The sequence below is a fragment of the Stutzerimonas decontaminans genome, from assembly GCF_000661915.1.
Classification (GTDB): Bacteria; Pseudomonadota; Gammaproteobacteria; order Pseudomonadales; family Pseudomonadaceae; genus Stutzerimonas; species Stutzerimonas decontaminans.
This window is the reverse complement of record NZ_CP007509.1, coordinates 3192482-3212818: the sequence shown is the minus strand read 5'-3', so window position 1 is coordinate 3212818 and position 20337 is coordinate 3192482. Positions and strand designations below refer to the sequence as shown.

15 protein-coding genes are annotated in these 20337 nt (G+C 65.2%); 5 read left to right on the top strand and 10 right to left on the bottom strand.

Features of this window, described 5'->3' with window-relative positions:
• Positions 1-13 precede the first annotated feature (13 nt).
• From UIB01_RS14615 to UIB01_RS14600, 4 genes are all read right to left on the bottom strand, one after another.
• Positions 14-2755, bottom strand: a complete 2742-nt coding sequence (locus tag UIB01_RS14615; protein ID WP_038661952.1) for a hybrid sensor histidine kinase/response regulator — start codon at positions 2753-2755, stop codon at positions 14-16.
• Between the two features lie 199 nt (positions 2756-2954).
• Positions 2955-4160 carry an osmoprotectant NAGGN system M42 family peptidase gene (locus UIB01_RS14610; protein ID WP_038661949.1) on the bottom strand — a complete coding sequence of 402 codons (1206 nt, stop codon included), beginning with the start codon at positions 4158-4160 and terminating at the stop codon, positions 2955-2957.
• A gap of 118 nt (positions 4161-4278) precedes the next feature.
• On the bottom strand, positions 4279-6018 hold the full coding sequence (ngg, locus tag UIB01_RS14605) for an N-acetylglutaminylglutamine synthetase (RefSeq protein WP_038661946.1): 1740 nt from the start codon (positions 6016-6018) through the stop codon (positions 4279-4281).
• Positions 6019-6154: 136 nt separating this feature from the next.
• Positions 6155-7927, bottom strand: a complete 1773-nt coding sequence (locus UIB01_RS14600) for an N-acetylglutaminylglutamine amidotransferase (RefSeq protein ID WP_038661943.1) — start codon at positions 7925-7927, stop codon at positions 6155-6157.
• Between UIB01_RS14600 and UIB01_RS23265 the strand changes: the two genes are divergently transcribed.
• The gene (locus UIB01_RS23265; protein ID WP_180983592.1) at positions 7814-8086 is read left to right on the top strand and encodes a hypothetical protein; all 273 of its coding nucleotides are present in this window, start codon (positions 7814-7816) and stop codon (positions 8084-8086) included. The genes UIB01_RS14600 and UIB01_RS23265 overlap by 114 nt on opposite strands.
• Before the next feature lie 5 nt (positions 8087-8091).
• A complete protein-coding gene (locus tag UIB01_RS14595; protein WP_038661940.1) occupies positions 8092-8565 on the top strand; it encodes a MarR family winged helix-turn-helix transcriptional regulator in 474 nt (157 codons plus the stop codon).
• Between the two features lie 6 nt (positions 8566-8571).
• Here UIB01_RS14595 and UIB01_RS14590 read toward each other — a convergent pair whose 3' ends face one another.
• The 3 genes from UIB01_RS14590 to egtB are packed head-to-tail and all read right to left on the bottom strand — an operon-like array spanning position 8572 to position 12614.
• On the bottom strand, positions 8572-10350 hold the full coding sequence (locus UIB01_RS14590) for a S8/S53 family peptidase (protein WP_038661938.1): 1779 nt from the start codon (positions 10348-10350) through the stop codon (positions 8572-8574).
• A 3-nt stretch (positions 10351-10353) separates the two neighbouring features.
• Positions 10354-11316: an L-histidine N(alpha)-methyltransferase gene (gene egtD / locus UIB01_RS14585; RefSeq protein ID WP_038661936.1), complete on the bottom strand. Its 963-nt coding sequence runs from the start codon at positions 11314-11316 to the stop codon at positions 10354-10356.
• A gap of 2 nt (positions 11317-11318) precedes the next feature.
• The gene (gene egtB / locus UIB01_RS14580) at positions 11319-12614 is read right to left on the bottom strand and encodes an ergothioneine biosynthesis protein EgtB (RefSeq protein WP_038661934.1); all 1296 of its coding nucleotides are present in this window, start codon (positions 12612-12614) and stop codon (positions 11319-11321) included.
• Positions 12615-12762: 148 nt separating this feature from the next.
• On the opposite strand from egtB, the gene UIB01_RS14575 reads away from it, so the two are divergent.
• Positions 12763-13578, top strand: coding sequence for an OBAP family protein (locus UIB01_RS14575; protein WP_038661931.1), 816 nt, complete (start codon positions 12763-12765; stop codon positions 13576-13578).
• A gap of 2 nt (positions 13579-13580) precedes the next feature.
• On the opposite strand, the gene UIB01_RS14570 is transcribed toward UIB01_RS14575, so the two are convergent.
• Both UIB01_RS14570 and UIB01_RS14565 read right to left on the bottom strand, forming a co-directional pair.
• Positions 13581-14276, bottom strand: a complete 696-nt coding sequence (locus UIB01_RS14570) for an SDR family oxidoreductase (RefSeq protein ID WP_038661929.1) — start codon at positions 14274-14276, stop codon at positions 13581-13583.
• A 9-nt stretch (positions 14277-14285) separates the two neighbouring features.
• Entirely contained in the window at positions 14286-14591 is a 306-nt protein-coding gene (locus UIB01_RS14565) for a hypothetical protein (RefSeq protein ID WP_038661925.1), read from the bottom strand.
• Between the two features lie 117 nt (positions 14592-14708).
• Here UIB01_RS14565 and UIB01_RS14560 point away from each other — a divergent pair, with 117 nt between their 5' ends.
• A complete protein-coding gene (locus tag UIB01_RS14560; protein WP_038661922.1) occupies positions 14709-19067 on the top strand; it encodes a DEAD/DEAH box helicase in 4359 nt (1452 codons plus the stop codon).
• 17 nt (positions 19068-19084) lie between these two features.
• Here the strand turns inward: UIB01_RS14560 and UIB01_RS14555 are convergent, their stop codons facing one another.
• Positions 19085-19948, bottom strand: coding sequence for a DUF6279 family lipoprotein (locus tag UIB01_RS14555; protein ID WP_038661919.1), 864 nt, complete (start codon positions 19946-19948; stop codon positions 19085-19087).
• A 180-nt stretch (positions 19949-20128) separates the two neighbouring features.
• Here UIB01_RS14555 and UIB01_RS14550 point away from each other — a divergent pair, with 180 nt between their 5' ends.
• Positions 20129-20317, top strand: coding sequence for a hypothetical protein (locus tag UIB01_RS14550; protein WP_038661916.1), 189 nt, complete (start codon positions 20129-20131; stop codon positions 20315-20317).
• Positions 20318-20337 lie beyond the last annotated feature (20 nt).

Below are 20337 nucleotides of genomic sequence, written 5' to 3'. Positions count from 1 at the left end.
GGGCTGACGTAATCTAGCTAGCGCCCTGCAGGAAGCTGTCCAGGCAAGCATACAGCTGCTGGCTTTCCAGCGGTTTGCCGATGAACTCGTCCATCCCGGATTCGAGGCCGCGCTGGCGATGCTCGGCCAGCACATGGGCGGTCACGGCGATGATCGGTACAGCCTGCAGCTGCCGGTCCGCTTCCAGCTTGCGTATCTGCCGGCTGGCCTCGAAGCCGTCCAGCTCGGGCATTTCGCAATCCATCAGAATCAGCTGCACGGCGTCCGGGTCGCGGCGGTAGAGGTCCACTGCCTGACGGCCATTGTCGGCAAGCTGCACGGCGTAGCCGCGTTTTTTCAGCAGGCCACGAACCACCATCTGATTCACCGGATTGTCCTCGGCGACGAGAATGCAGGGTTCGCTTTGCCGCAGCGCCACGGCGACCGTGTCGGTCCCGGCCGGCGGCGCGGGCTCGCATTCGTAGAGCGCTTGCAAAGCTTCGCGTAGCGGGCCGCTCTGCAAGGGTAGCGAGAGACTCATGAGGCGCAATTCAGGGGTCAGCGGCGGCGGTTCGTGTATCGGCGAATAGAGCAGCAGAACCCGTTGATTCGTCTCCAGGTGTGGTCGCAGACGCTCCAGCCACTGGCTCGGGCTGCCGGGCCATGGGGCCTGCACGACCAGCAGCGGCGCGGCGGTGAAATCGGCAAGGTAGTCCGGCAGGCGATCCGGCATCTGGCAACGTTCGGTGCGCATGCCCCAGCGCCGCAGCAGATGGCTGAGCGCCTCCAGGCCCTGGGCGTCTTGCGAGGCAAGCAGGGCAGGCCTGCCTGCCAGCAGCTGGGTCAGTGGGTCTTCGACGTCGATCGCCGCGTGCAGCGGGATTTCAAAGCAGAAACGACTGCCGCGACCCGGCGCGCTCTGCACCTCGATATGGCCGTTCATCATCTCCACCAGTTCCTTGCTGATCGCCAGGCCGAGGCCGCTACCGCCGTACCGCCGGGTGGTGCTCGAATCGCCCTGTGAGAACGACTCGAACAGCTGCGCCAGCACTTCCTGACGCATGCCGATGCCGCTGTCGCTGACGCAGAAAACCAGCCGCGAAGCGCCATCCGGCGTCTGGCGAGATGACACCTCGAGCAGCACGTGGCCATGTTCGGTGAATTTCAATGCATTGCTCAGCAGGTTCATCAGGATCTGCTTGAGGCGCGTAGGGTCGCCGCGAATGCGCCGTGGCACACCGGGTTCCAGGCCGACATGCAGGCTCAGCTGCTTTTCCAGCGCCTGGGCGGTGAACAGCCGGATGGTTTCGGAAATCAGGATTTCCAGGTCGAAGTCGATGTCTTCCAGGCTGAGCTTGCCGGAGCCGATCCGGGCGTAGTCGAGGATGTCGTTGATCACGGCCATCAGCGAATTGCCGGAACTGGAGATGGTGTCGAGGTAGAACTGCTGGCTGCGGTCCAGCGGCGTTTCGCGCAGCAGTTGCAGCATGCCGAGCACGCCATTCAGAGGGGTGCGGATCTCGTGGCTCATTTTGGCCAGAAAACGGCTTTTCTCCTCGTTCTCACAGGCGGCCCGCTCGGCGGCCTCGCGCGACCGGTAGCCTTCTTCCTTGAGCAGGTTGATGCGGTCGGCCAGGCCGATGGACAAGGTGATCAACTCGAACGCGACGCTGGCCTTGACCACTGCAGCGCCATACAGACCGAAGATTTCCACGCCCAGCGAGCCGGCGGTAACGAGGATGAAGGATGCCAGCAGCACGCCCCAGGCCATCGTGTAGTAAACGCCATAACGCACGCCGCGGCGCCAGACGAAGGCGCCGGTCAACAGCAGTCCGACCGAAGCTACGATCACCGTGACGCTGGCGAGAATGCTCCAGGTCTGCACGTCCAGCAGCAGCCCGGAAACCATGCTGCCCAAGACCACCAGTAGGGTGCAGCGCAACACCAGGTCGAGCCGGGGAAAGAGTTCACGGGTATGCAGGAAATGGCGGCTGAACTGGATGGAGATCAGGCAGTGACTGAACATCAGGGCATAGATGCCTAGCGCCACCAGTCCCCCATCATCGGCCAGCCACTTGACCAACAGGCCATCGAACGAGAGCGCGAACAGGCCAACGTTGAGCGTATAGACCAGATACCAGAAATACGCCGGCTCGCGCAGCGAAGCGAAGAGAAACAGGTTGTAGCAGAACATCGCGAACAGCACGCCGTAGAACGCGCCACTTAGACCGCTCAGCTCCTGCTGTTGGGCTGCGCTGGCATTGTAGGTGCTGAAGTAAAGCGGTACGTAGAGGGTGCTGGTGGTCTTGATCCGCAGCAGCAGTGTGGTTTCGCCCGGAGGCAACTCGACAGGAAACCAGAAATTGCTGACTTTTACCGGCCTATCGGCAAAGGGGTAGCGGTCTCCGGTCAGCTGGCGGCTGAGGCTGCCGTCCGGGTACTGCAAAAACAGCTCGATATGGTCGAGCAGGGGATAGTTGATCTCGATGAATCCGCCCAACGGATCGGCGAGATGGTTGGCCAGATCGGCTCGTAGCCACCAGGTCGAGCTGTTCTTGCCTTCGTTGACGTGCCCGCCTTTGACCGGTTGAAAACGCTCTGACGGCAACGCCATGACGTCGTCGACGCTCAGTTCGCCGTGCGGATCTTCCAGGTAGCGGGTCGTGCTGCCGAGTGATTGGCGCGAATCAATCGAATCGACCACCACAGGGTTGAATGCCCAGGCTTGAAGCGACAGGCAAAACAGCAGCAGGGCCAGGCATAAACGCGGCAACATGTTTCGATCCGGAAGGTGTGTGCCCTGCGGCAGGGCGACACATATTAGTAGAGCGGTGTGACGGTACCGATTCCTTCGGGCTCTACATGGCGCCTTCAGAGTGCCGCACGTTCCTTGTCCGGTTAACTTTGCCGAGTTACGCGCCGAGCGGCAAGCATCGCCTGCGCCAAGCAGGCGGCTCGTCACGCAAAGCGTTACGTCAGCCGTCGCGTTCCTGCGGATGCTGCTGGCGCCCGACCAGGGTGTCGACGGGTGGTACGCGCGTATCGTTTTCCATCTGCGCGTCGTGTTCCAGCTGATGGCTGAAGCGCTCCAGCGAGTCCTTGGAGTGCGGTGCATCACTGGCGAAGACCGGCTGGCTGAGCATGTAGCCACAAAGCAGGCGGCTCATCGCGGCAAGGCTGTCGATGTGGGTACGTTCATAGCCATGCGTCGCGTCGCAGCCGAACGCCAGCAGGGCAGTGCGGATGTCGTGCCCGGCCTCGACGGCGGATTGGGCGTCGCTGTGGTAGTAGCGGAACAGGTCACGACGCACCGGGATTTCGTGTTCGCCAGCCAGCTTGAGCAGGTGACGTGACAGATGAAAATCGTAGGGGCCACCGGAATCCTGCATGGCCACCGTGACGGCATGCTCGCTGGAGGCCTGGCCCTTGGCTGCGGGCGCAATGTCGATGCCGACGAACTCGCTGACGTCCCAAGGCAGGGCACCCGCCGCGCCAGAGCCGGTTTCCTCGGTGATGGTGAACAAGGGGTGCACGTCGATGGGAGGCTCGCGACCGCTTTCGACGATGGCCTTCAGCGCGGCAAGCAGGGCGGCGACCCCCGCCTTGTCATCCAGGTGACGGGCGCTGATGTAGCCGTTTTCGGTGAACTCGGGCATCGGGTCGAAGGCGACGAAATCACCGACGTTTACCCCCAGCGCGCAGGTTTCGTTACGGCTGTAGGTGTAGGCGTCCAGGCGCAGCTCGACGTGGTCCCAGCTAACGGGCGCCTCGTCCACGGCGGTGTTGAAAGCATGTCCCGACGCCAGCAATGGCAGCACGCTGCCGCGAATCACGCCCGTGTCGGTGAAGACGCTGACGCGACTGCCCTCGGCGAAACGGCTGGACCAGCAGCCGACGGGCGCAAGCCCGAGGCGGCCGGTGTCATGGATCTCGCGGACGATGGCGCCGATGGTGTCCAGATGCGCCGCAACAGCGCGGTCCGGGCTATAGCGCCGACCCTTGAGCGTGGCGCGGATGGTGCCGCGGCGAGTCAGCTCGAAGGGGATGCCCAGCTCGGTAAGGCGTTCGGCGACATAGCGCACGATGGTGTCGGTGAAACCGGTGGGGCTGGGGATGGCGAGCATCTCCAGCAACACCCGTTGCATGTAATTGAGGTCAGGGTCGGGGAGTTGTGCGGTCATGGGAGCTCCTTTGAGCGGCGACTTTCTCAGCCACCTAATGGAGGTGAATGTGGAGAGCGTCCTGCTGGTGCGGCGCGCAGCGCATGCGTCCCGGCTCGGTGCCGGGACGCATGTGTGATCAGCCGGCGGTGCTGAGCGGGAAGAGCAGGTCGATGAAGCGTTCGGCGGTCGGCTGCGGCTCGTGATTGGCCAGACCGACGCGCTCGTTGGCTTCGATGAAAACGTACTCCGGTTGATCCGGGGACGGGACCAGCAGATCCAGGCCGACTACCGGAATATCCAGCGCCCGGGCGGCGCGTACGGCTGCGTCGATCAGCTCGGGATGCAGCTGCGCCGTGACATCCTCCAGCGTGCCGCCGGTATGCAGGTTGGCAGTGCGACGCACGGCCAGGCGCTGGCCGTCCGGCAATACGCTTTCGAAGTCGAAACCGGCATCGCGCAGGCAGCGCTGGGTTTCCTCGTCCAGTGGAATGGAGCTTTCGCCGCCGGTGGCGGCCTGGCGCCGACGGCTCTGCTTCTCGATCAGCGAACCGATACTGGTGCGGCCATCACCGATGACTTCCGCCGGACGGCGTATCGCAGCGGCGACTACTTCGAAGCCGATCATCACGATGCGCAGGTCAAGCCCCGGGTGAAAGCTCTCCAGCAACACGCGACTATCGAACTGCCGGGCCCGTTGGATGGCTTCCTCGATCTCGGCGGCATCGCGCAGATCCACGGCAACGCCCATGCCCTGTTCACCATCAACCGGCTTGACCACCACACTGCCGTATTCGGCGAGGAAGGCGGCATTCTCGGCAGCACTACCGGCCAGCTGTTGCGCCGGCAGGCAGATGCCAGCCTGGGCGAGGGTGCGGTGAGTCAGGCGCTTGTCCTGACAGAGCGTCATGCTCACCGCAGAGGTGAGGTCGGATAGCGACTCCCGGCAGCGCACCCGCCGCCCTCCTTGGGTCAGGGTGAACAGGCCGGCCTCGGCATCGTTGACTTCGATCTCGATGCCGCGGCGGCGGGCCTCGTCGACGATGATCTTGGCGTAGGGATTGAGCTTCGCTTCCGGCCCCGGGCCGAGAAACAGCGGCTGGTTGAAGCTGTTCTTGCGTTTGACGGTGAAGGTCTGCAGGTCACGGAAGCCGAGCTTGGCGTAAAGCGCCTTGGCCTGCTGGTTGTCATGCAGCACCGACAGGTCGAGGTAAGCCAGGCCGCGGCCCATATAGTGTTCGATCAGGTGGCGCACCAACGCTTCACCGACACCTGGCCGCGGGCAGCTTGGCGAAACCGCCAGGCACCACAGGCTAGAACCGTTTTCCGGATCATTGAAGGCACGGTGATGATCGATTCCCATCACGCTGCCGATAATCTGCCCGGAGGTTTCGTCCTCGGCCAGCCAGTAAACCGGGCCGCCCTGTTCGCGCGGGGTGCAGCGCTCCGGATCGACCGGCATCATCCCGCGCGACTGGTACAGGCCGTTGATGGCGTGCCAGTCGGCATCGCTCTGCGCGCGGCGGACGCAGAAACCGCGAAAGCGCTTCTGTGACGGGCGGTAGTCGGTGAACCAGATACGCAGCGTGTCGGAGGGATCGAGAAAGAGTTGCTGCGGGGCATAGGACAGCACCTGATGCGGAGCAGCGACATACAGCGCGATGTCGCGCTCGCCAGCCTGCTCGTTGAGCAATTCGGCGGCGAGTTGTGCAGGGTCGGAATAGGTGTGGCCGACCAGTATGCGGCCCCAGCCGCAGTGCAGGACCACCGGGCCGCAGGGTTCTTCCTGACCGTCCTCGGCGAAGCGTGCCTGCAGCCTCTGGTAGGTCGGTGCCTGTCCGCGCAACAGACGCTGGCCATAGGCTTGGGACTTCTGCATGGTGCGTTCCTTGATGCTAAGTCACGAACCGGCAAGCGGTGGGGCGAAGTCTTCGCCCCCGTGGCGCGTGGCAACCGCAGCCGTTCGTGAGCGGGTTATCGGGGCCTTCGTGGTCGGGCGCCTGCCTCGACCACTATTAGAGGCCTTGTTCGCTCAACCATAGATTGACCGCCGCCAGCTGCCAGAGTTTTGAACCGCGCAGCGGCGTGAGCTGGCCATCCGGATCGGCGAGCAGCTTCTCCAGCGCCTGCGGGTTGTACAGCCCGCGCTCCTGACTCGGGTCGAGCAGCATCTCGCGCACCCAGTTCAGCGTGGCACCCTGCAGGTGCTTGAGGCCCGGCACCGGGAAGTAGCCCTTCGGCCGGTCGATCACTTCTGCGGGAATCACCTGGCGCGCCGCCTCCTTGAGCACGTACTTGCCGCCCTCCGGCAGCTTGAATTTCGCCGGAATCCGGGCCGACAGTTCGGCTACGCGATAGTCGAGGAACGGTGTGCGCGCCTCCAGGCCCCAGGCCATGGTCATGTTGTCCACGCGTTTGACCGGGTCATCAACCAGCATCACCGTGCTGTCAATGCGCAGCGCCTTGTCCACTGCCGCATCGGCGCCAGGCTGGGCGAAGTGCTGGCGGACGAAGTCGCCGGAGAAATCGCCCTGCACCCACTGCTGCTGCACGGTTTCGGCGTATTCCTCATAGCTGCGGTCGCGGAACGCGGCGAGGTAGGCCGCCACCGGGTCCTCGGCGCCATCCACCAGCGGATACCAGTGGTAGCCGGCGAACAGCTCATCGGCACCCTGGCCGCTCTGCACCACCTTGCAGTGCTTGGCCACTTCCCGCGAGAGCAGGTAGAAGGCGATGCAGTCGTGGCTGACCATCGGCTCGCTCATCGCCTGGAAGGCGGCCGGTAGCTGCTCGAGGATTTCCTTTTCCTGAATGCGCAGCTGGTGGTGGCGCGTGTTGTAGTGCTTTGCGATCAGATCGGAGTACTTGAACTCGTCGCCGCGCTCGCCGCCGGCATCTTCGAAGCCGATGGAGAAGGTCAGCAGGTTGTCGGCCACGCCGGCTTCGCGCAGCAAACCGACCAGCAGGCTGGAGTCGACACCGCCGGAGAGCAGCACACCGACATCCACCGCGGCGCGCTGACGAATCGCCACCGCTTCGCGCATGGTGTCCAGGGTGCGCTGTTTCCAGTCTTCGAAGCTGTAGTTGCGCTCCTCTTCACGGGCGCCGAATTGCAGTTCCCACCAGCGCTGGGTGGTGGTCGCACCATTGGCATCGACGCGCATCCAGCTGGCCGGCGGCAATTTCTCGATACCGGCGATCAGCGTGTCCGGCGCTGGCACCACGGCGTGGAAGCTCATGTAGTGGTTCAGTGCAACCGGGTTCAAAACACCGGCGATATCGCCGCCCTTGAGCAGTGCCGGCAGCGACGAGGCGAAGCGCAGGCGCTGGTCGGTGCGCGACAGGTACAGCGGCTTGACGCCGAGGCGGTCGCGGGCGATGAACAGCTGCTGGCTGTCGCGCTCCCAGATGGCAAAGGCGAACATGCCGTTCAGCCGCGGCAGCAGCGCCTCGCCCCAGGCGTGGAAGCCCTTGAGCAGCACTTCGGTATCGCCTTCGGAGAAGAAGCGGTAGCCCAGGCCTTCCAGCTCTGCGCGCAATTCGGGGTAGTTGTAGATGGCGCCGTTGAAGACCATCGACAGGCCAAGAGCCGAGTCGATCATCGGCTGGCCGGACGCCTCGCACAGATCCATGATCTTCAGGCGTCGATGCCCCAGGGCGAGTGGGCCCTGGCTATGGAAACCGCAGGCGTCGGGGCCGCGCGCAGTCAGGTGTTGAGTGATGCGTTCAACCGCAGCCAGATCGGCCGGGCGGTTATCGAAGCGAAGTTCTCCAGCTATGCCACACATAAGATCCTTACCGGTTATGCCGTTGGGGAGTGTGACTGGCCCGTCACCCGCGAAGTTCAGCTGTTCGGACAAGCGAAGCGGTGGGTGGCAGGTCAGCCAGCTTTTTACACCAAAGCAAAAAAATGCTTTGATGTCAAAGCTCTTGGTGGCAAGAAATAATGAATATGGCTGAAGAAACAGTTTCAAACGAAATTAATAGTGCCGAGCTGGAAGCATTCGAGATGCCGCTGTTCCAGGCCATGCGCCGACTGCAGCAGGACGCCGAGGTACATGCCAAGCGGCTGGCGCGATACGGCGGGCTGAGCCCTGTGCAACTGATGATCCTGCAGGTGTTGGCCAGCGACGGGCAGATGACCGCGAGCGCCTTGAGCCGACGCGTCAGCCTCACCGCTGCGACGTTGTCCGGCCAGCTCGATCGCCTTGAAGAGCGCGGGCTGTTGCAGCGCCAGCGCGATGACCAGGATCGCCGGCGCCAGTGGCTGCTGCTCAGTGACAGCGGCCGGGAACTGCTGCAGGAGGCGCCAGCGTTGCTGGCGCCGGAATTCCGCGCGCGTTTCGCCGCCTTGCCGCAATGGGAGCGCCACGCGCTGACCGCCGCACTGCTACGCGCCGCCGAGCTGTGCGGCGACATGGAGTGAAGCGACCTAGCGCGTGTTCTCCAGGCTCTTCACGGTGAGTTCCAGCGCCTTGCGCATGTCCAGCCGAGCCGAGCGGCCGACATCGTTGTCATCCAGCCGGTAACCACGCTCCGACGGCAGGATCGGCGCGGTCAGGTCATCCGCCTCGGCGGGCTCGAAATCCGAGTCGCGGCCGATGGTCATGGCGCTGCGGCGCAGCAGTTCGCGCACCTGATCCGGCTCCAGTCCGGGGTTGACCGACAGCATCGCACCCACCGCGCCGGCTACCAGCGGCGTGGCGTAGGAGGTGCCGCAATGCACGTCGCCGCGCTGTTCGGGATCGAGCGTGGCAGCGCGGGTGCAGGCCGCCGCGGTGATGTCCACGCGCATATCGACGTTGGATGACTTGCGCTTGCGCACGTAGTCCGGGTGTTCCACCGAGACCTTTTCCCGGTCGTTGCGCTCATGGCCGCCGACCACCAGCAGTTGCTCGGTGATGAACGAGGAAGGCAGTCGGTAGTCGTCGCGCCCGGAATGCGCCGAGCCGTTGCCGGCCGAGTTGATCACCAGCACGTCGGGATGCTCGCGGCGCAGCCAGAGAAAGAATTCTTCCAGCAGCTCCTCGTAGCCGCTCATGGCAATTCCGGAGCGCAGTAGCGAATCCACCGGCTCGCCATCCACGTCCACCGTGCCGATACGGTGAATCCCCCAGCTCCAGTTGAGGATGCGCGCGCCGTCCTCGACCAGATTCACCGAGGCCGCGACATTGGCGGTGATGCCGGCGTCCGAGTTGCGCTCGACGATTACCTCGAAGCCCGGTCCGGTGCCGTCCAGCGCACTGAGAAAGCCTTGGTCGCGGGCATCGCTGGCGTGCGCGGCGAGAATGCCGGCGACGCTGCTGCCGTGATTGTCCGGCCGATCGGCGTCGCGGGCGTAGAGACAGGTGCGTTGCTTGTGCGGATCGCAGGGCTGGAGGTATTCGGCGAAGTGGGGGGCGTCGAAGTCCACCGCGCGCTCGATGATGCCGATGCGCACCGGCTGTTTTTCCCCGGTGCGCTGGTCGGCGGGAATGCGTTCGCGGTAGTAGTCCACCGCATCGAGGAAGCGATTGGCGGCCCATTCGCGGTTCTGCGGGCGCTTCTGCTCCGGCGTCCTGCCGCTTTCCTGCTCGTCGTTCTCGGCGGCCGATTCCTCGATCACCACGGCATCCACACCCACCTCGCTGCCCAGGCGCAGCACCATGGCGTCCCGCTCGGTCAGATCCTTCACCGGCAGGCGCAGCTGGTAGGTGTTCAGCGGCGGGATGGCGCCGACCACCTCGGCGCCGTACTTCTCGGCAAGCTGTCGCGCCTTCTCAAGCCCCTCGTGGTCCTCCTCGATGATCAGGCTGACCAGGTCGACATAGGTGGTCAGGTCGTCCATGTTGCGCGCCACTTGATCGGGCGTGGCGGCGAGCACCTGGCTGCGCCCGGCCGAAAGCCAGACCGGATTGCTGCGCTTGCCATCGTGTTCCAGCCACAGCGGCCCGCTGCGTACCGCATCCGGCGCGACGGTCAGGCGCAACTGGTTGCCGTCGCGCTGGAGCTTGTCCGCACTCAGCGGCTTGCCGTCCAGATAAAGCTGCACCTCGCCACGTGGAAGGCCTTTGGCGCTCAGGCACCAGCTCTGCGCGTCTTCGGCGAAGAGATCGCCGCAGCGCTTGAGCTGGGTGACGCGGATCGGGTCTTGCGCGGTGGCGGGAAATGTATAGAGCGCGTTGAGCAGGCCGAGGCCGAGGGCAAGACCAGTGAGTTGGCGGGTTGTCATTGATTAACGCCGTTGCAGGTAGTTGACGCTGAACAGGTCGCGCGAATCGGTCCACTGGCCAAGGCAGTCGAATCCGGATGCACTGGCCAGGGCGGCGAACGATTCGAGCGTGTACTTGTAGGAGTTCTCGGTGTGCAGGCTTTCCCCCGCATCGAAATGAAAGCGCCGGCCCTCAATGCTTACGTCCTGCGCCTCGGGGCTGATCAGGTGCATCTCGATGCGCGACTCGGCCTCGTTGTAGAAGGCGCGGTGGACGAAGCGCGACGGGTCGATATCGCTGTCCAGCTCGTTGCGGATGCGCTGCAGCAGGTTGAGGTTGAAGGCGGCGGTGACATGGGCGCGGTCGTTGTAGGCCGCTTCCAGCACCGCACGATCCTTGACCAGATCGACGCCGATCACCAGCCCGCCACCGGCCGGCAGCACATCGTGCAAGCGCTGCAGGAAGGCCGCGGCCTCTTCTGGGGTGAAGTTGCCGATGCTGGAACCGGGAAAGAACATCAGCGGATGTTCGCTGCTGAAGTCATCCGGCAGGTTCAGCTCGTTGGAAAAGTCGGTGCAGGCGGCATGCACCTCCAGCCACGGGTAGTCCGCCGCCAGACGCTGGGTGCTGCTGAGCAGGAAGTCCTCGGATATGTCGATGCCCAGGTAGCTGGTCGGGTGCAGCGCCTCCAGCAGCAGGCGTACCTTGCAACTGGCACCGCTGCCCAGTTCGATCAGGTCGCTGTGGGGGCCGGCGATATCGAGGATGTCATTGGCCGCGTCGGCGAGAATCTGCTCCTCGGTGCGGGTGATGTAGTACTCCGGCTGTTGGCAGATCTGCTCGAACAGCTCGGAGCCGCGGCGATCGTAGAAGAACTTCGGCGAGGCCCATTTCGGCTTCGCGGCGAACCCGGCAAGGGTTTCTTCGCGCAGCGAGGCGTCGTGTGGTTGTTGCAGCTGATCATGAAAATGAATAGCCAGCGCCATGTTCAAAGCCCTCTGGCCAGGCGTAGCCCGGCGAATTGCCAGCGCATCGCCGGCTGGAAGAAGTTGCGGTAGGTGACCCGCACATGGGATTCCGGCGTGGCGCAGCAGCCACCACGCAACACCATCTGACCGGACATGAACTTGCCGTTGTATTCACCAAGGCTGCCGTCCAGCGGGCGGAAGCCCGGGTAGGGCAGGTAGGCGCTCGCAGTCCATTCCCATACGTCGCCGAACAACTGCCGGGGTCCGTCGTGCCCGGGCAGGGCGGCGACTGGTTGCAAGTAGTCGCTTTCAAGGAAGTTGCCGCGCAACGGTTGGTCGGCGGCGGCGACTTCCCACTCGGCTTCGCTTGGCAGTCGCGCTCCGGCCCAGCGCGCGTAGGCGTCGGCCTCGTAGTAGCTGATGTGGCAGACCGGCGCTTCCAAGTCCAGTGCACGCAGGCCGCCGAGGGTCATTTCGTGCCAGCTGGTTTCCTCGTGCAGCCAGTACAGCGGCGCGTTCCAGCCGGCCTGTTGGATCAGGTCCCAGCCGTCCGACAGCCATAGCTCGGGACGGACGTAACCACCGTCGGTGATGAACGACAGGTATTCACGGTTGGTTACCAGCCGTTCGGCAAGCTGGAAATCCTCGACGAACTGACGGTGCCGCGGGGTTTCGCAATCGAAGGCGAAGTCGCTGCCGGCATGCCCGATGTGCTGCACGCCGCCGGCGTATTCGTGCCAGCGCGGGCGCTCCGGGCTGCCCGGCCGGCCCTGGGCGAGATCGTCGCGGTAAACCGGATGCAGCGGGTTCTGCGCGAGGATGTGCTTGATGTCCATCAGCAGCAGCTCCTGGTGCTGCTGCTCGTGCTGCAGGCCCAGCCCGACGCGACGGACGATCTCGGCAGCCTGCTCGCGAGGCGGGTTGCTCAGCAGCTCGCCCATGGCCTGATCGACGTGCCGCCGGTAACGATAGATTTCATCCACGCCCGGGCGGGACAGCACACCGCGGCGCGCCCGCGGAAACGGCAGGCCGTGGGTCTGGTAATAGGAGTTGAACAGGTAGTCGTAGGCGTCGTTCAGGCGTCGATAACCGGGCAGATAGGGCAGCAGCAGAAAGGTTTCGAAAAACCAGCTGACATGCGCCAGATGCCACTTCGGCGGGCTGACTTCCGGCGTGCTCTGGATGACGTAGTCCTCCACCTGCAGCGGCCTGCAGATGGCCTCGCTGGTGGCGCGGACCTGTCGGTAGCGCTGCAGCAACAGGTCGAGTTCTGCCAGTGCCGGATGCGGATGTGGCTGCTCTGCCAGGTTGCCCATGGCTGTCCCCCTACGGTTTGACGACCGAAACGGCCTCCCATAGCGACCCGACGCGCGGAGCAAAGTTTCTGCCGGCCAGTCTGGCGCCGGTGAAGAAGAACCGGCCGCGCTCTGGTCACTTTGTATGAGCAAAGCAGGGGATCGGGCCATGCGAAAGTTATTGGTTTTAAGTTCCATCGCGCTGTTGGCTGCCTGCGGGCAACACAACGCGGCGTCCTATACCGACACCGCCGGCGCACCGAAAAGCGCCGAAACGCGCACCCTGGAGGCGGGTGCCAAGCTGCTGCAAGGCAAGGCGCCACTGAATGCGGTGAGTGCCTATCTCAATGGCTTTCACTTCTACAACGGCGACATGGACGGGCAGATGGAGGCGCACCACTACGTCACTCGGCTGAACGAAGACGTGATGCAGGCGCTGATCTACGACGGCAATGGCAGCGATGCCAAGCTCATGGGCGTCGAATACATCATCAGCGCGCGCCTGTTCGCCACACTGCCCGATGACGAGAAGAAGCTCTGGCACAGTCACGATTACGAGGTGAAGTCCGGCACGCTGGTCGCGCCTGGCCTGCCGCAGGTTGCGGAAAAGCAGCTGATGGAGCAGGTGGTCAGCACCTACGGCAAGACCTGGCACACCTGGCATACCGACCGCGACAAGGAACTGCCCTACGGCATCCCGGCGCTGATGATGGGCTTTACCGAGGACGGCCAGCTCGATCCGGCGCTGGAGAAGGCCCGTGATCAGCGCTTCGGTGTGGATACCCAGGCAATCCGTCGCAGTCGCGAGTCGATCCCGCAGCCCAGGGTCGACCCAGCGGCGAATGCTTGGGAGAAGGGTGAGGTGATTCAACTGCAGCGGGTGTGGGGGGCCGGCGAGCACCGCCACGGCGATGGGGCCGGGCGGGCGGAAATCATCGAGTCGGGACGCCTGCAACAACAGCAGCAGCGCAGCGATGAGCGCTGAGGTTACTGATCGCCATCTACCGGTGGTGTTGGACGAATCAGGATTTCGTTGACGTCGACATGCGCCGGCTGTGATAGCGCGTAGACCACTGCGCGGCCGACGTCTTCGGGTTGCAGCGCATAGGCGGGCGGTTCGTCGAACAGCGGCGTGTCGACCATGCCCGGCTCGATCACGGTGACCCGCACGCCAGTGCCGCGCAGTTCTACGCGCACGCTCAGACCCATGGCGGTCACCGCCCATTTGCCGGCGCTGTACATCGAACCGGGAATGACGAAGCGCCCGGCTGCCGAGCCGGTGAGCAGCAGATGGCCGCGGCTGGCCTTAAGCGCGGCCAGGGTGCAGCGCAGGGTCACGCCGACGCCGTAGACGTTGGTCAGCAACATGGCCTTCCACACCTCGGGATCGGCACCGCTGAAGCCGCCTTCGCTGCCGGGGATACCGGCGTTGGCATAGACGGCGTCGAGCTGGCCATAGTGATCCAGCACTCGCTGCACCATGGCCTGCTGCGCGGCGTAATCGGTCACGTCGCAGGGAATGGCGAGTGCACGTTGCGGCCCGATCTCGTCGACGAGATGCTGCATCTTGCCCTCGGAGCGTGCGGCGAGCGCCAGCCGATACCCCGCGGCTGCGGCCAGCCGCGCGGTTGCGGCGCCGATACCGGACGAGGCGCCGGTGATCAGCAGCACGGGATCGCTCATGGTCGTTCCTCAGTAGTTCGGCGTGGTTTCCGGAATGGCGCTGGCGTCGGTGATGAAGGGCATCGTCCAGGGCTCCAGGGTGCAGCCCTTGTCGATCAGCTCCTGGCGGGTCTGCTCGATCACCTGCGCCACGCGCAGCGGGTCGGCGTAGTCGCGCACCTGCGCCACACGGGTGATTTCCTCGCCCTTGCCGTTCATCACGGTGAAGCCGAAGCTATCGTCCTCGGCGTTGGCGCTGGTCACGCAACCGCAGGGCAGAAAGGCTTCCGAGGCCAGTTGCATGGCGTTGTCGAGGCTGAGCGGGGTAGTGGTCATGGTCGTCTCCGTTGCGTTGCGGATGTTTCAAGTTGACCGCCATATGTCATGGCCGTTTCCCTACCGCCGACCGGCTGTCGCTTGTGCAACGGCCGGGGCGCCACCATATTCCTCGGCATGAGCATGCCATCTGCCGATCCGCTTAGCTGTTTCCACCCCGCCGTGGCGGGCTGGTTTTCCCGCAGCTTTCCCGCGCCGACGCCGGCCCAGGCGGCTGCCTGGCCGCTGATCCGCGCCGGTCGTTCGACACTGGTGGCCGCACCGACCGGCTCGGGCAAGACCCTGACCGCCTTTCTCGCGGCCATCGATGGTCTGGTGCAGCAGGGGCTGGCTGAGGGAGGCCTGGCCGACGCGACGCGGGTGCTCTACGTCTCGCCGCTTAAGGCGTTGTCGAACGATATCCATATCAATCTGGAGGAGCCGCTCGCCGGAATCACCGCGGAGCTGGCGCGTCTGGGGCTACCAGCGCTGGAAATCCGCACCGCGGTGCGTACCGGCGACACGCCGCAGGCCGAGCGCAACGCCATGCGCAAGCGCGTGCCACATATCCTCGTCACCACGCCGGAATCGCTTTATGTGCTGCTCGGCTCGGCGTCGGGGCGCGAAATGCTCGCCGACGTGCAGAGCGTGATCGTCGATGAGATTCACGCCATCGCCGGCAACAAGCGCGGCAGCCATCTGGCGCTGTCGCTGGAGCGGCTGGAAGCACTCTGCAACCGGCCCCTGGTGCGCGTCGGCCTGTCGGCGACGCAGAAACCAATCGATGCGGTGGCGCGTTTTCTGGTCGGCGTCGAGCGACCGTGCGAGATCGTCGACATCGGCCATGGCCGCGCCCGCGACCTGGCGCTGGAAGTGCTGCCGGTGCCGCTGGAAGCGGTGATGAGCAACGACGCCTGGGCGCTGGTGTATGACCGCCTTGCGGCCTTGGCCGGCGAGCATCGCACCACGCTGGTATTCGTCAACACGCGGCGCATGGCCGAGCGCACCACCCGCCACCTGGCCGAGCGGCTGGGTGCAGAGGTAGTCGCCGCACACCACGGCAGCCTGGCCCGCGAACAGCGGCTGAGCGCCGAGCAAAAGCTCAAGCGCGGTGATTTGCGGGTGCTGGTTGCGACGGCCTCGCTGGAGCTGGGGATCGATATCGGCGACGTGGAGCTGGTCTGCCAGCTTGGCTCGCCACGCTCGATTTCGGCGTTTCTGCAGCGGGTCGGGCGGGCCGGGCATCAGGTCGCTGGCGTGTCCAAGGGGCGCCTGTTCCCCAGCTCCCGCGACGACCTGATCGAGTGCGCCGCGCTGCTCGACGCCGTGCGCCGCGGTGAGCTGGACACACTGAAGATTCCGCAGGCACCTCTGGACGTGCTGGCGCAGCAGATCGTCGCCGAAGTGGCCTGTCGGGAATGGGAAGAGGACGCGTTGCTCCAGCTTTTGCGCAGGGCGATGCCCTATGCCGCGCTGGACGAAGCGACCTTCCAGGCGCTGCTGCGGATGCTCGCCGAGGGCTACACCACCCGCCATGGCACCCGCGGCGCCTATCTGCACCGTGATCTCGCGACGCGCAGCCTGCGTGGCCGCCGCGGCGGGCGGCTGACGGCGCTGACCTCCGGCGGCACCATTGCCGACAATGCCGACTATGCCGTGCTGCTGGAACCGCAAGGGCTGAACATCGGTACCGTCAATGAAGACTTCGCGGTGGAGAGCCTGGCCGGCGACGTGTTTCAGCTGGGCAACACCTCGTATCGCATCCTCAAGATCGAGTCGGGGCGGGTGCGTGTCGAGGACGCCCAGGGCATGCCACCGAGCATTCCGTTCTGGCTGGGCGAAGCGCCGGGGCGCAGCGACGAGCTGTCCTTCGCCGTGGCGCGGTTGCGCGATGAGATCGATCGACGGCTGAACGATGCCGCAACAGCGGCGGACGCCGCCGCCAAATCGCCCGGCGTTGTTTCAAACGCCGGCTCGCGCCTGGCGCCGGCCATCGACTGGCTCACTGGCACTCTAGGTCTTTCGGACGAAGCCGCGCGGCAGATCGTCGAATACCTCGCCCGTGCCCGCTTGGCCCTGGGCGCTTTGCCGACTCAGCAGCGGCTGGTGATGGAGCGCTTCTTCGACGAGTCCGGCGGCACCCAGCTGGTCATTCATTCGCCCTACGGCAGCCGCATCAACCGCGCCTGGGGGCTGGCGCTGCGCAAGCGCTTCTGCCGCACCTTCAACTTCGAATTGCAGGCAGCGGCCACCGAAGACGCCATCATCCTTTCGCTTTCCACCAGCCACAGCTTCCCGCTGGCGGACGTCTGGCGCTACCTGAACTCCGCCACCGCCGAGCAGGTGCTGATCCAGGCGCTGCTGGATGCACCGTTGTTCGGTGTGCGCTGGCGCTGGATTGCCACCACCGCATTGGCCCTGCCGCGCATGGCCGGCGGGCGCAAGGTGGCGCCGCAGCTGCAGCGCATGAAGAGTGAAGACCTGCTGGCCACGGTGTTCCCCGATCAGGTGGCCTGCCTGGAAAACATCGTCGGCGAGCGCGAAATTCCCGACCATCCGCTGGTGCGCCAGACCCTCGACGATTGCCTGCACGAGGCCATGGACAGCGAAGGTTGGCTCGCGCTGCTGCGCCGCATGGAGCGCGGTGAGATCGAGCTGTTGGCGCGGGACCTGCCGGCGCCGTCGCCGCTGGCGATGGAGATTCTTGGTGCGCGGCCCTACGCCTTTCTCGATGACGCGCCGCTGGAAGAGCGGCGCACCCAGGCAGTGTTGGCGCGGCGCTGGAGTGACCCGGAGTCCAGCGATGACCTTGGCGCGCTGGACTCCGAGGCGATCGCCGCAGTGCGTGAGGAAGCCTGGCCCGAGGCGCGCAATGCCGACGAGATGCACGAAGCGCTAACGGCCCTGGGCTGCATTGCCGAATCCGAGGCCATCGTGCAGCCGCATTGGCGCGGGTGGCTGGACCAGCTTGCGCAGGGCCGGCGTGCGACGCGCATGCAGATCGCCCACGACCGCGTCCTGTGGCTGCCGCTCGAACGGCTGGCGCTGTTGCGCGCGGTTTATCCGCAAGCGCCGATTGAGCCACATCTGCAGGTGCCCGTTGGGTACGACCAACCGCTCGCGGAAGAGGATGCCCTGGTCGAGCTGATTCGCGCCCGGTTGAGCGGCTTCGGCCCTTTACCTGTGTCGTTGATCGCACGACCGCTGGCCCTGCCGGCCTCTGCCGTTGCGCTGGCGCTGGTCCGTCTGGAAGGCCAGGGCTATGTGATGCGCGGGCGTTTCAGCGCCGGCGCAGTAGAAGACGAGTGGTGCGAGCGGCATCTGCTGGCGCGCATCCATCGCTATACGGTCAAGCGTCTGCGGCGCGAGATCGAGCCGGTCGAGCGTGCCGATTTCATGCGTTTTCTCGCCGACTGGCAGCATCTGTCCGAGACCACGCGTATGCAGGGGCGCGAGGCGCTGGCCAGCGTGGTGGAGCAGCTGGAGGGCTATCAGGCAGCGGCCGCGGCCTGGGAAGCCGATCTTTTGCCAACACGCCTGAAAGACTACGGCGGCACCTGGCTGGACGAACTGTGCCGCTCCGGGCGCATCGTCTGGACGCGTCTGGCTGGTCGGCTCAAGGCTAGCGGCGGGCCGGTGCGTGGCACGCCGGTGGTGCTGCTGCCGCGCCGCCAGTTGCCAGCCTGGTACGCGCTGGCAGGTGACGCGCCGATGCCGGAACTGTCATCGCGGGCGCAGCGGGTGTTCGACTGCCTGCAGACCCACGGCGCGCTGTTCTTCGATGAGCTGCAACATGACGCGCATTTGCTGCGCAGCGAGCTGGAGGATGTCCTTGGCGAGCTGGTAGCGGTGGGATTGGTGAATGCGGACAACTTTGCCGGTCTGCGCAGCCTGTTGGCACCTGCCAGCAAGCGATCGCGAACGGCCCGGCGCAGCCGTGGCGGTGCCTTCATCGGCGGCATGGACGATGCCGGCCGCTGGGCGCTGGTGCGCAAGCCGGGCACGGCAAACGATGCATCGCGGCCGGCCAAGGTCGACGCCGAGGCGCTGGAGCATATCGCTCGTGTACTGCTGCGTCGCTACGGCGTGGTGTTCTGGCGTTTGCTGGCACGCGAAGCCGACTGGTTGCCGCCCTGGCGCGAGCTGTTGCGGGTCTATCACCGGCTGGAGGCTCGTGGCGAGATTCGCGGCGGGCGCTTTGTCGCCGGTGTGGCGGGTGAGCAGTTCGCTTTGCCGGAGGCGGTCGGCCTGCTGCGCGAAGTGCGCAAGCGGGCGCTGACGGGAGAAATGCTGGCGGTATCGGCGGTGGATCCGCTGAATCAGCTCGGTACTTTGTTGCCCGGGAGCAAGGTACCAGCGCTTGCGGCCAATCGGATTCTCTACCGTGACGGGATGCCATTGGCGGTGCTGGTCGCCGGCAAGCCGCAATGGCTGGTCGAGCTGGACGAAAGCGGGCAACTCGAGGCGCGTCGCCTGCTGCTATCGGCTAGACGTTAGGGCGCCGAGCGCGCTCGTCAGGCCGTCGGCGGCAGGCACTTGAGGCTGCCGAAATCCGTCTGCAGCTGGGCGAGTCGGTTGGTCAGGTGCGCACGCTGGCCATCGTCGGCGAGTGTATGCAGGTCGGCAACCAGGTCCAGACCGGCCCGTTCGGCACGTTGCAGGGTCGCTCGATCGCTTTCGTTCATCAGCGCTTCGCGCTCCTGCAGAAGTCGCGCAATGCGAGCGTCGAAGTCGTCACTGTGACGCTCCTCGACGGCAGCGAGCAGCATCTGCTGCCAGCGTTCACGATTGTCCAGCCAGCGGCTGTTCTGTTCGCCCAGCGTATGCGCCCACAGCAGTACGCGCTGGCGCTGCTCCGCGTTGAGCGGTCCGAACCAGTACTGCAGGCGCTCCTGCATGCGCTCGGCGCGCTCACGAATCTGCTGTTCCAAGGGTGGTTCCAGGTATTTCTCCCGGTGCTCGCGGCGGTTTTCTGCCAGCGAGCGGCGCAGCTCGTCAACCTGAGCATCGCTGAGTGCACGCAGCAAGTCGGTGGCAGTGGGCGTGACCTCCACGGCGATGCTGTGCATGGCTTCGCGAACGCCATGGTAATGCGGCGCTAGATCCTCGCGCTTGAGCTGGCCGCTGGCGCTTTCGCGTTCCAGTTGCTGGAGGCTGGCGAGAAGCTCCGGCAGCTGCGTGCTGCAATGCCACGCCAGGTGCTGGCGCAAGCGTTCGCGCAGTTCGCGTTGCTGGCTGCGATCCAGGTCCAGGTAATCGTTCAGCGACCAGGGCACCAGCATGTCGAGGTTGCGATAGACCAGGGTTGCGCGGCTGCAACCGGAGATCAGCAGCGCGGTGAGCAGCGTCAGCAGTAGCAGGCGGGTGGTGGTGCGCATCGTCTTTCCTCGCTGTGCGGCGCCTGTTGTGTAGAGCCGTGACGCTGCCAGGGGTTCGTCCGCTGGGCCGTTTCGTCGTGCCGGACGAGCAAAGACGGCCGCCCTGTGGTCTGCATTGCATGGGGTCGGCCTTGTCGCGGCGAGGCGGCCGTCTTATCCCAGCAACGATGGAGAAATGCCATGACGTCTCAGATCAAACACCTCAGCGGCGACGACGTACCCAAAGCCTGGCGCCCGACCTGGGCCGTGTGCTGGGTAGTGGAACTGAACGGCACCGTCGTCGCTGGCCCCTACGCCACCGAAGAAGAAGCCCGCGCCGTGGTCGAAGGCAAGGAAGAGCCACGCATCTCGCAAACCCCGGCACCCTGATCGCAACACACGCCGCAGCC

Bases quoted from the DNA above. Each gene is read 5' to 3' on its own strand.
- egtB (WP_038661934.1), bottom strand. From the start codon at position 12,614: ATGGGCAACCTGGCAGAGCAGCCACATCCGCATCCGGCACTGGCAGAA.
- ngg (WP_038661946.1), bottom strand. From the start codon at position 6,018: ATGCAGAAGTCCCAAGCCTATGGCCAGCGTCTGTTGCGCGGACAGGCA.
- UIB01_RS14575 (WP_038661931.1), top strand. From the start codon at position 12,763: ATGCGAAAGTTATTGGTTTTAAGTTCCATCGCGCTGTTGGCTGCCTGC.
- UIB01_RS14615 (WP_038661952.1), bottom strand. From the start codon at position 2,755: ATGTTGCCGCGTTTATGCCTGGCCCTGCTGCTGTTTTGCCTGTCGCTT.
- UIB01_RS14570 (WP_038661929.1), bottom strand. From the start codon at position 14,276: ATGAGCGATCCCGTGCTGCTGATCACCGGCGCCTCGTCCGGTATCGGC.
- UIB01_RS14560 (WP_038661922.1), top strand. From the start codon at position 14,709: ATGAGCATGCCATCTGCCGATCCGCTTAGCTGTTTCCACCCCGCCGTG.
- UIB01_RS14565 (WP_038661925.1), bottom strand. From the start codon at position 14,591: ATGACCACTACCCCGCTCAGCCTCGACAACGCCATGCAACTGGCCTCG.
- UIB01_RS14600 (WP_038661943.1), bottom strand. From the start codon at position 7,927: ATGTGTGGCATAGCTGGAGAACTTCGCTTCGATAACCGCCCGGCCGAT.
- UIB01_RS14590 (WP_038661938.1), bottom strand. From the start codon at position 10,350: ATGACAACCCGCCAACTCACTGGTCTTGCCCTCGGCCTCGGCCTGCTC.
- UIB01_RS14550 (WP_038661916.1), top strand. From the start codon at position 20,129: ATGACGTCTCAGATCAAACACCTCAGCGGCGACGACGTACCCAAAGCC.
- UIB01_RS23265 (WP_180983592.1), top strand. From the start codon at position 7,814: ATGGAAACCGCAGGCGTCGGGGCCGCGCGCAGTCAGGTGTTGAGTGAT.
- egtD (WP_038661936.1), bottom strand. From the start codon at position 11,316: ATGGCGCTGGCTATTCATTTTCATGATCAGCTGCAACAACCACACGAC.
- UIB01_RS14595 (WP_038661940.1), top strand. From the start codon at position 8,092: ATGGCTGAAGAAACAGTTTCAAACGAAATTAATAGTGCCGAGCTGGAA.
- UIB01_RS14610 (WP_038661949.1), bottom strand. From the start codon at position 4,160: ATGACCGCACAACTCCCCGACCCTGACCTCAATTACATGCAACGGGTG.
- UIB01_RS14555 (WP_038661919.1), bottom strand. From the start codon at position 19,948: ATGCGCACCACCACCCGCCTGCTACTGCTGACGCTGCTCACCGCGCTG.